This window comes from Candidatus Cyanaurora vandensis, assembly GCF_013285555.1.
Classification (GTDB): Bacteria; Cyanobacteriota; Cyanobacteriia; order Gloeobacterales; family Anthocerotibacteraceae; genus Cyanaurora; species Cyanaurora vandensis.
Window position 1 is genome coordinate 1 of sequence record NZ_JAAXLT010000065.1, and the last position, 10,088, is coordinate 10,088.

General features: G+C 54.9%; 12 protein-coding genes. 7 read left to right on the top strand and 5 right to left on the bottom strand.

The features are described 5' to 3' along the window. Positions 1–106: 106 nt before the first annotated feature. Complete coding sequence (locus HFM78_RS04195; RefSeq protein WP_287128170.1) at positions 107–475, top strand: hypothetical protein; 369 nt, start codon at positions 107–109, stop codon at positions 473–475. Between the two features lie 21 nt (positions 476–496). Beyond that, the gene (locus HFM78_RS04200) at positions 497–1,966 is read left to right on the top strand and encodes an AAA family ATPase (RefSeq protein ID WP_287128171.1); all 1,470 of its coding nucleotides are present in this window, start codon (positions 497–499) and stop codon (positions 1,964–1,966) included. Here HFM78_RS04200 and purS read toward each other — a convergent pair whose 3' ends face one another. Beyond that, a complete protein-coding gene (gene purS / locus HFM78_RS04205) occupies positions 1,967–2,215 on the bottom strand; it encodes a phosphoribosylformylglycinamidine synthase subunit PurS (RefSeq protein WP_287128172.1) in 249 nt (82 codons plus the stop codon). Between the two features lie 46 nt (positions 2,216–2,261). Between purS and HFM78_RS04210 the strand changes: the two genes are divergently transcribed. Continuing rightward, positions 2,262–2,807: a Uma2 family endonuclease gene (locus HFM78_RS04210; RefSeq protein WP_287128173.1), complete on the top strand. Its 546-nt coding sequence runs from the start codon at positions 2,262–2,264 to the stop codon at positions 2,805–2,807. 59 nt (positions 2,808–2,866) lie between these two features. Here the strand turns inward: HFM78_RS04210 and groL are convergent, their stop codons facing one another. Then, positions 2,867–4,492, bottom strand: a complete 1,626-nt coding sequence (gene groL / locus HFM78_RS04215) for a chaperonin GroEL (RefSeq protein ID WP_287128174.1) — start codon at positions 4,490–4,492, stop codon at positions 2,867–2,869. A gap of 14 nt (positions 4,493–4,506) precedes the next feature. Then, positions 4,507–4,818 carry a co-chaperone GroES gene (groES, locus tag HFM78_RS04220; protein WP_287128175.1) on the bottom strand — a complete coding sequence of 104 codons (312 nt, stop codon included), beginning with the start codon at positions 4,816–4,818 and terminating at the stop codon, positions 4,507–4,509. Between the two features lie 193 nt (positions 4,819–5,011). Between groES and HFM78_RS04225 the strand changes: the two genes are divergently transcribed. After that, complete coding sequence (locus tag HFM78_RS04225; protein WP_287128176.1) at positions 5,012–5,347, top strand: hypothetical protein; 336 nt, start codon at positions 5,012–5,014, stop codon at positions 5,345–5,347. Here HFM78_RS04225 and HFM78_RS04230 read toward each other — a convergent pair. After that, on the bottom strand, positions 5,344–5,727 hold the full coding sequence (locus tag HFM78_RS04230; protein ID WP_396033009.1) for a VOC family protein: 384 nt from the start codon (positions 5,725–5,727) through the stop codon (positions 5,344–5,346). The genes HFM78_RS04225 and HFM78_RS04230 overlap by 4 nt on opposite strands. Before the next feature lie 753 nt (positions 5,728–6,480). Beyond that, the gene (locus HFM78_RS04235) at positions 6,481–6,795 is read right to left on the bottom strand and encodes a hypothetical protein (RefSeq protein ID WP_287128178.1); all 315 of its coding nucleotides are present in this window, start codon (positions 6,793–6,795) and stop codon (positions 6,481–6,483) included. Between HFM78_RS04235 and HFM78_RS04240 the strand changes: the two genes are divergently transcribed. From HFM78_RS04240 to HFM78_RS04250, 3 genes are all read left to right on the top strand, one after another. Beyond that, positions 6,787–8,106: a glutamate-cysteine ligase family protein gene (locus tag HFM78_RS04240; protein ID WP_287128179.1), complete on the top strand. Its 1,320-nt coding sequence runs from the start codon at positions 6,787–6,789 to the stop codon at positions 8,104–8,106. The two genes, HFM78_RS04235 and HFM78_RS04240, sit on opposite strands and share 9 nt — an antisense overlap. A 102-nt stretch (positions 8,107–8,208) precedes the next feature. Beyond that, a complete protein-coding gene (locus HFM78_RS04245) occupies positions 8,209–9,213 on the top strand; it encodes a M14 family metallopeptidase (protein WP_287128180.1) in 1,005 nt (334 codons plus the stop codon). A 31-nt stretch (positions 9,214–9,244) separates the two neighbouring features. Then, positions 9,245–9,826, top strand: coding sequence for a hypothetical protein (locus tag HFM78_RS04250; RefSeq protein WP_287128181.1), 582 nt, complete (start codon positions 9,245–9,247; stop codon positions 9,824–9,826). Positions 9,827–10,088: the final 262 nt, after the last annotated feature.

A 10,088-nucleotide genomic window follows, 5' to 3' on the forward strand; every position in this document is an offset into this window, starting at 1 on the left:
ACATTACGGATGCATGAGTCAGGTAGATGGTTGTATGTAAAAGTGACCTTTCCCTGTGGTATTTCCGTCACACCAGGTATCTTCTTAAACCAACACCCCACCCCCCATGAACCACCAAGAATTTACGGCTCGTCTCCAGAGGTTAAGCCTGACGCCGATCGAGATTTTTCAAACTATGGCCCAAGCGGGCTACTTTGGTTCTGCTTTGGACCTAAGTACGAGTTTGGGTTATCCCTGTATTGCGTGTTCCTTTGAAGATGCCCAGGGGGTCGGCTGTACAGCCCAAGAACCGACCCTCCGCCAAGCCATGACCACCTGTGCCCTCAAGATCTTGGCCCGTCCCCAACCCGCCCAAGGGACCTGTCAGAGTTGTGGGTTTTACTATGGTTGCCACGGGCTTGTCTGTGCCGTCCATCCGTCGGGTCCCTTGAACGATCGCTGTCTGGATTGGGCTGCCAAGCCTGCACTAAGCTGAGGAGAGCTAGGCGGGCTATCCATGGGTTTTGCTGAAGAGATTGACCTGTTAATCCGCGCCCGTTACCCCATCATTTATATCGTCACCCAGGAAGAAGAGCGGGCTGAGCAGGCCCTCTTGGGGTTGAGCCAGCAGCGCAAGGTCTACTTCTGGGATTTTGTCGAGGGCTACCAGCAGTCAGGAACCGACCGTCAAGTGGGGCGCAACAACCCCCTGCAGGCGTTGGAGTTTGTGGAGAAATGCTCCGACCAACAGCCCGCCCTTTTCGTACTCCGGGATTTCCACCGTTTCCTCGACGATATTTCCATAGCCCGTAAATTGCGGAATCTGGCGCGGGGTCTACGGGCTGTCCCCAAAAATATTGTCCTCTTGGCTCCCCGACTCGCCATCCCCCCGGATCTTGCCGATGAGGTGACCGTGTTGGAATACGCGCTACCCAACTTTGAAGAGTTGGATGCTGAGGTGCGTCGTCTCTTGCCCACCGCTACGATCGAGTTAGAGGAGGTAGTCAAAGCCTGCCAGGGATTGACGCTGACACGAGTCCGCCAAGCCATCGCCCGCGCCATCGCCAAACACGGCACCCTAGAGGCTGAGGATATCGAGATCATTTTGGAAGAAAAACGCCAGACAATCCGCCAGACTCAGATCCTTGACTTTTATCCCACAGCCCTAGAAATGTCTGATATCGGGGGGCTCGATAACCTCAAGGATTGGCTGATGCGCCGGGGCGGGGCCTTCTCAGAACAGGCCCGCCGCTATGGACTCCCGGCTCCTAGGGGGTTACTACTCGTCGGTATCCAGGGTACGGGCAAGTCCTTGAGTGCGAAGGCGATTGCCCACCATTGGCATTTACCTCTGTTGCGGTTAGATGTGGGACGACTTTTTGCGGGGTTGGTCGGGGAGTCCGAGGCCCGTACCCGCCAGATGATCCAGCTTGCTGAGGCCCTCAGCCCTTGTATCCTTTGGCTCGATGAGATTGATAAAGCCTTTGGCACGATGGACCGTACCGGGGATTCTGGGACGACCAGCCGGGTTTTTGCGACCTTTTTAACCTGGATGGCGGAGAAGACGGCCCCAGTTTTCATCGTCGCCACTGCCAACGAGATTGACCGTCTCCCCCCCGAACTGTTGCGTAAGGGTCGTTTTGACGAGATTTTCTTCGTCGGGCTACCCACCCAACCGGAACGCAAGGAGATTTTTCAGGTCCACCTCGGCAAGTTGCGGCCCCACCAGCTGCGAAATTATGACCTAGACCGCTTGGCCTACGAGACCCCCGAGTTCTCTGGGGCGGAGATTGAGCAGTCGCTGATTGAGGCGATGCACACGGCGTTTAGTGAACAGCGGGATTTTACCACGGAGGATGTAATTGAGGCAGTCAGCCAAATGATCCCCTTAGCCCGCACCGCCCAAGAGCAAATTCAAAAGCTCCAGGACTGGGCCAAAGCCGGGAAAGCGCGGCTTGCGAGCCGTCAAGCCTACGACCGCTGGTAATCAGAGCGGGGTGAGTGCGACCCGGAAGTTTTCGATGACGGGGTTACTGAGGACCTGTTCGCCCATCTGTTGCACGAGGATCTGAGCCGCAGCCTCGTCTTGGGCATCCACTTCCAAACGAATCAGTTTACCCACCCGGACAGCCGCCACGGGATAGCCCATTTGGGTCAACCCCTGGGCCACCGCTACGCCTGCTGGGTCTAGGACCGAGGGCCGGAGCGTCACTTCAACGGTTGCGAGATATTTCATCTCTTTACGATACCTTGGAACTAGCGATGTGTAGTTTGAGGCGAGGATGCAAATCAAAACCCAAACCCTCCAAGAATTCCTGGCCCTACCCGAGGGGGAGACGGCCTATGAACTCGTCCACGGTCAAGCCATCCCTAAAATGTCACATAAACGCTTTCATTGCGCGACCCAACGAGTACTGTCTCGCTTATTGGCAGATTGGGATCAGGGACATATTGAAGCAGAGTGGGCTGTAACTTTGAGGTTGCGTGGGGAGGATTGGGTCCCCTGTCCTGACTTGACCTACATCGCCTACACGCGCTTACCGCGAGACTGGATGGAGGATACTGCCGCGCCCATTCCCCCAGACCTAGTAGTTGAAATTATCTCCCCCGGTCAAACCTTTGGACAGTTGCTGCAAAAAGCGATGGACTACCTAGCTTGTGGGGTGTCACGAGTCTGGGTGGTGGACAACCAAGCCCGGAGTATCACGGTTTTCTTCCCGGATGCTCCCCCGCGCACTTATCAGGGAGCCGCTGTAATTGAAGATGTTCTACTGCCGGGACTCGACCTAATGCCCCAGACGGTTTTTCAACAGGCCAGACTCCCCTGAAATTCTTGCCAAAAAGGGATAGCCCGAGAACTACCCCTTTCTAAATTAAACGAACTGAATTAGTCGTAGTCGGGCATACCGCCGCCGCCCGCGTTGGCCTTAGCCTCTTCGGGTTTGTCTACCACGAGGGCCTCAGTGGTGAGGACCATCGCCGCAATCGAGGCCGCGTTCTGGAGGGCGGAACGGGTCACTTTCACCGGGTCAATCACGCCACGGGCCACCAAGTCTTCGTACTCGTTGGTCAAGGCGTTGTAACCGAAGTTGAAGTCGGGGTTGGTCTTCACTTTTTCGATGATGACCGAACCTTCTAGACCCGAGTTGATAGCGATCTGACGGGCCGGGGCTTCGAGGGCACGTTGGACGATTTTGGCAGCAGTGGCTGCTTCTCCCGTCAAACTATTCACGAAGTCGTTCATGTTCCCAGCCAAGTGGACGAGGGCAGCACCGCCACCGGGAACGATCCCCTCTTCAATCGCCGCTTTGGTCGCGTTCACCGCGTCTTCGATGCGGAGTTTACGGTCCTTCAGTTCGGTCTCCGTCGCCGCGCCGACTTTGATCACGGCAACCCCGCCGGAGAGCTTGGCTAAACGCTCCTGGAGTTTTTCGCGGTCGTACTCAGACTCGGTTTCTTCAATCTGTTGCCGGATCTGGGTGCAACGGGCTTTCACTTCATCCTCGGCACCATCGGCAACAATCGTGGTGTTGTCCTTGCTGACGGTCATTTTGCGGGCTTTACCCAGCATTTCGAGGGTGGCGTTCTCCAGTTTGAAACCGAGGTCTTCGGAGATGACCGTACCGCCGGTGAGGATGGCGATGTCTTCGAGCATCGCTTTACGCCGGTCCCCGAATCCAGGGGCTTTTGCCGCACAGACATTCAAGACACCGCGTAGCTTGTTGACGACCAGGGTAGCAAGGGCTTCTTTTTCGAGGTCCTCGGCAATGATCATCAGGGGCTTACCAGCGCGGGCCACTTTTTCGAGTATGGGCACTAGGTCGGTGATGATGGAGATTTTTTTGTCGGTGATCAAGATGTAAGGGTCGTCAAGGACCGCTTCCATCCGCTCTTGGTCGGTCACCAAGTAGGGGGAGACGTAACCCCGGTCAAACTGCATCCCCTCGGTGATTTCTAGTTCAGTGGTTAAGGAACGGGATTCCTCGACGGTGATCACGCCTTCACGACCAACTTTTTCCATGGCTTGGGCGATCATACTGCCGATCTCTTCGTCGTTACCCGCTGAGACAGCGGCGACTTCGCTGATCGTCTTGGCGGTCTGCACCGGGAGGGCGGCTTTTTTGAGTTCTTCGACTAGATAGGCCACCGTGCGCTCAATGCCTTTTTTGAGGAGCATCGGGTTAGAACCCGCCGCCACGTTTCTGAGTCCTTCTTTGACCATCGCTTGGGCCAGCACTGTCGCGGTGGTGGTGCCATCGCCCGCTACATCGTTGGTTTTAGAGGCGACTTCGCGCACAAGTTGGGCCCCGGCGTTCTCTAGTCTGTTCTCCAGTTCAATCTCTTTGGCAATGGTCACGCCGTCATTGATGATCTGGGGTGCCCCGAATTTCTTTTCGAGGACGACGTTACGGCCCCGAGGACCGAGGGTTACTTTGAGGGCGTTTGCCACTGCGTCAATCCCGCGCTCTAGGGCACGACGGGCAACTTCATCAAACACAATTTGTTTTGCCATGGTTCTTGCTCCGCTTAGGCTAGGACAGCCAGGATGTCTTTTTCGGCGAGTAACACGTATTCTTCGGTCCCGAGTTTGACTTCGGTGCCGCTGTACTTGGCGTACAGTACTTTGTCGCCCACCTGGACTTCCAGAGCTTGGCGGGTACCGTCGTCGTTGGCTTTACCAGGACCCACGCCGACGATTTCGCCAGTTTGGGGCTTTTCTTGGGCAGTACCGGGCAGCAAGATGCCCCCGGAAGTTTTTTCTTCAGCTTTGAGGGTTTTGAGCAGAACGCGGTCCCCTAAGGGCCTGAGCGTCGTCACGGAGAGAGCAATGGTAGACATGAAGGAACCTCCACTCATGGGAATGGTACAGGGTGTGTGTTGGTCAATAGTTCGTAGCGCAGAACACGCTTTCAACCTCAGGATATTAGCACTCATCGGCTCAGAGTGCCAAGTCTCTTACGGCAAGTTTGCTTAGCAATGGGGTCTATCTGAGGGCATACTAGGCCCATTCCTGGTAGTGAGGTTGGGGGAGATGCTTAGCTCATGGTTGCGGCCCTCGTTCACAGAAGCCCGTCCCACGGCTCCCAAACCCGCCGATCCCGCAACCTTGAGCCGGACAGCTGACCTCTTGGGTATCCGTATTGCCCCTTGTCGGATTGGGGGTTGTGTCCGCAATGGTTATCGAGATTACGGCCTGGAAGTCCACCTGTGCCCGGACCATTGGCAAGCTTTGGCTCACTACCTTGTGCATCACAATCGCCCTAGGCTATGTCGGGACTGTCGTTATTTTCATGGGGAGCAAGGGTTGGTCTGTGCGGTCCATCCCCAGGGTCCATCAGGGACGGTCTGCCGTGACAAAGAAATCTAGGTCAAGGGTTCCAACAATTCGATGGGTAGACCGTCTTGGTCACAGATGAAGGCAATCCAGTAGGTCTGGTCGCCGATGGTTTGGGTGCGGGGTTCGAGGAGGATGGTGACCCCGGCGGCCTGGAGTTGTTGGACTTGGCGGAGGAGGTCTGGCACTTGTAAGGAGAGGTGATAGTACCCGGTGTAGGTCTCGTCTAGCCAAGCATCCGGGGCCGGACGGGGTTCGGGGACCTGGATAAGCTCAAGTCGCCCATGCTCGCCCACCAACCAACAGGCCAGGGTCATCCCGGTCGTAAACCGCTGGTCCACCTGAAACCCCAATCGCTCATAAAAAGCAAGCGCCGCAAAAATATCACGGGTCCGAATCGAAACATGGTGCAACACAAAATCCCCCGACGCTGGCTCTATGCTAACTGGGTGCTATTTCCTGAATGATGGCTTATTATGCAGGAGATGTTTTTCATCACACCTTATGACAATCTAACTTCCCCAAGAAGTTCTTAGCGAACCCGAACCAGTATCGCAATCTCTAAATACTGAGGCTAAGGCCAACTCTAAACCTGCTGAGTGGGTACGAGGAGTTATTTCTCTAATTCCTCGCTTCTCAAGCTTGGACTACCTGAAGTTTATCTGCTTTGGGGCGGCTGCTAGTGGGGCTTACCTAAGCAGTGCTAGGAACTTGACCCAAGCGCAAATTGATTCAGCGATTACAGACAACACTACCAAACTCAAGAAGCGTTGAGGGGAGCAAGAATTAAGAATGCTCTTCTGTATTGGTGGTCTTGGTTCCCCACCACGTGGGGCGGAGGGGCCTTCTTAGCATTGTAAGAGTTGTAGAAGCAGGGCAAGAATTTTGACATTGCACAATAAACGCCCCGCGAGTCGTCCAAAGTTCACGACGAGCACCCGCCGAGGGTCCCCGAAGTACTACAGAGGTGTTACAAAGCCGCATGATCCTACCCAATCAGTCCGAGCGCAAGATCACGATCTAAGTTTTCTCGATCTAAATTAGGTTGATCTATGTCTTTTCTCTTTATAAACCCCGAAACCCTTACGTATTGCTAATCCTGGTTCATCCCGTCTTATCCCGTTGGATCGTAAGTGTGGTGGTGTCCTACACACACTGTTCTTGATCTATAAAAGAAATATATTTCTTATAGTAGTAGTAGTAGAGTCTGTGGAAACTGTTAATAACCTCTGAAACCCTTTCCCAGCAAGGATCATATTTTCCACAACCCTGTGGAAAACCCTGTGAATAAAAATGAAGTTTTCCACAGCCTGCGGCGAACTGTGGAAAAACCCCCTGCTTGTTCCCCAGGTTTTCCACAGCTTTTCCACAGTTTTCCCCAGTTTTTCCACAGGCAGAATTACTCTAAAGACAAGATTTTGGTAGGTCTCAGGCTCCCCATGTGAAACTGGAGATACTACGTTGTAATTGTCATGGGCCAAGAAATCGCCACCAGTCACTTCACACCCCAGGATCTTGCTTGTTTTGAAGCCGCACTCCGATGTGAGATGGAGCTTTTGACCCAGTGGTTCCAGAAGGGGAGCCTCGCGCCCGGTCCTAAGACGGCTGGGTGTGAATTGGAGTGCTGGCTGGTAGATCCTAGCTTTAGACCTCTACCCAGCAATGAGGAGTTCTTAGCACGGGTGGCAGACCCCTTGGTGGGTCCTGAACTAGCCCGCTTCAACGTCGAACTCAACACCAGTCCCCTTGCACTCACGGGCTCAGTCTTGCGTCGGATGGCCCAGGAACTCACCCAGACTTGGCAGCATTGTACCCAGACCGCTCAAGCCATGGATGCCGACTTGATGATGATTGGTATCCTGCCTACGGTGCGTCAAGAAGAATTGAGTGTGGCGAATATGTCGGCGATGACCCGTTACCGTGCCTTGAATGAGCAGGTCTTTCGGTTGCGTCAGGAACGGCCTCTCCGCATTGATATCCGGGGCCGCGAACAGCTAGCCTGTCTACACCACGACATTATGATTGAAGCCGCTGCCACTTCTTTTCAAGTACATCTACAAGTGGGACCCGAGGAAGCGGTTCGTTACTACAATGCGGCTCAAATCCTCTCGGCTCCGATGGTGGCTCTTAGTGCTAACTCGCCCTATCTCTTCGGGAAAGACCTCTGGGATGAGACCCGGATTCCGCTTTTTGAGCAGGCTGTGGCGGGGGGCGACCCCGAGCCCGGTCTGAACCGAGTCACGTTCGGTAGTGGTTACATCACCCATTCTCTACTGGCCTGTTTCCAGGAGAACTCGGACCGCTACCCGATTTTGCTACCTATTCCTCAGGCGGATCGTACCGAAGCGATGGCGCACGTGCGTTTACACAACGGCACGATCTGGCGTTGGAATCGGCCTCTAGTGGGCTTCAACACTGACGGTACACCCCACTTAAGAATTGAGCATCGAGTCATCCCAGCAGGGCCTACGATTGCGGATATGGTGGCAAACGCAGCGTTCTTCTATGGTCTAGTCCATACACTTGCTACCCAGCCGATTCCGCCCGAGCAGCTGTTGAGTTTTGGAGCGGCCCGCGATAATTTTTACCGGGCTTGTCAGACGGGTTTGGCAACGCGGCTGACTTGGTTTGGGGATATTCAAGTCCCGGTGCAGGGTTTGATCACTGAGACGCTCTTACCCCTAGCCCACCGGGGCTTAGCCCAGTTAGCAATTGACCCCGAGGACCGGGCCTATTACCTGGGTATTATCGAGGAACGAGTCCAGAAGCTGTGCAATGGTGCGACTTGGTAACGAGCCTACGTCGCTCGCCATCACTGCGATATGCAAGAACTGACTCGCGCCTACTGCGTCCGGCAACAGCAGGGACACCCAGTCCATGAGTGGGATGACTGAATGCTGACGGTGCTTGATTCTCTACCGGCGGGTCTACTGAATACCCCCGCCCACCAACTCCACGAGGTCTTACCCGGACCGACGCTCATCCACTTGCCGGGACGACGGGAGCAGCCGCTTTTTGTATCGGTCCTCCTCCACGGCAATGAGACGACGGGTTGGCTGGCCTTGCAAGAATTATTAGCTAAATACCAAGACCGTCCTTTACCTCGTGCCTTGTCCTTCTTGATCGGTAATATCGCGGCTGCCCGTGAGCAACGCCGCCATCTGGAGCAGCAGCCCGACTACAACCGAGTCTGGGCTGATGGTCCTACCCCCGAACATCAGATGATGCGTCAGGTCGTTACCGAGATGGCCCAGCGCGGTATTTTTGCCAGTGTGGACATCCACAACAACACCGGGCTCAATCCCCATTACGCCTGTGTGAATCGGTTAGAAGACGCCTTTCTCCATCTGGCAACCCAGTTTTCGCGGACTGTGGTCTACTTTACGCGCCCTGACAATGTCCAGTCCATCGCTTTTGCCCGTCTTGGTCCAGCCGTTGTTTTAGAGTGTGGTAAACCTGGTCATCCCTACGGCGTTCAACATGCCCTAGAGTTCCTAGAGGGCTGTCTCAACCGCCTGCATTTGCCCAACCGACCAGTACCCGTTCATGACCTAGACCTGTTTCACACCGTGGCAGTGGTGAAGGTGCCACCGGGTGTGGCCTTTGCCTTTGGCGACCGTGCGAAGGATCTGTGTTTCCCACCGGACCTAGACCACTTCAACTTCCATGAAATTCCGGCTTGTACCCGGTTAGGTTGGGTGCGTCCCGAGAGTATGGCCTACCTCGAAGCCTGGGATGAACTGGGGCAAGATGTCCGACAAAAGTTCTTCAAAATTAATGGCGATGAAATTTGGACCACCGTGCCCGTCATGCCCTCCATGCTGACCCTAGACCCGCAAGTAGTGCGTCAAGACTGTCTTTGTTACCTGATGGAACGGATGTCTTGGCCTACCCACTAATCCTAGAATGGAGCCAGCTTTGGGTTACACCATGCTCCAACCACCCATCCGTCTGCCCACTGCCGATGAACTTCCTGATTCGGACGACCCCCCCGTGGCTCACGAACTGCAAGACCTCATCCTCGGTCTACTCAAACTACTCTTGGCAAGGATTTGGGCTGAGCGACAGGATTGGTTCTTTGCCGTAGCTATGGCGCTGTACTTTGACCCCGATGATGCACCCATCGTCCCAGACGGGATGTTGGCCCTCGGGGTACCCCAATGCAGCCTTGAATATTCTGGCAGCAGGATTAAAAAGTACCCAGGGGCACTGGGAAACGTCAACGCTTGGGGAGAGCATAGCCACTACGACAGAGGCGCAATCCGATGTTGCAAGCTAACTAGTGAAACCAGGAATCCCCTGGCTTTAGCCGTGGGGAGTGTCAATCCAGAAGAACGAGCTGAGCAGGAGACCCAAGCTCGACTGCTTGCTGAACAATACACGCAACGAGAGACCCAGGCCCGGATTCTCGCTGAAGAACGCTGCCAGCGAGCGGAACAGATACTCGCGGCACTCCACCAACGCTTACGAGACTGGGCCTCAATCTTGATAGCTAGCCCTTCACACCCTTAGATTTAGATTCCACACAGGGTACTCGGCTACTAAGGACTCGCGGGTGCATCGCAACAGTCAGACCCCGACCAAGAAGCCACCCAAAAAGGGAGCTAGAGCGGATCTCCTAGGTCAGGACGGCTTAGTTCTAAAATTAAATCGCTTAACTATCTGTACAGCGATGCCCCTCTCTCCCCGTTGGGGATTGGCCCTTGCCTTGGGCCTACTTATCCTCGGCTGTCAAACCACCGCACCCTCTGTGCCCCCCAGACCCGTCCCCGCC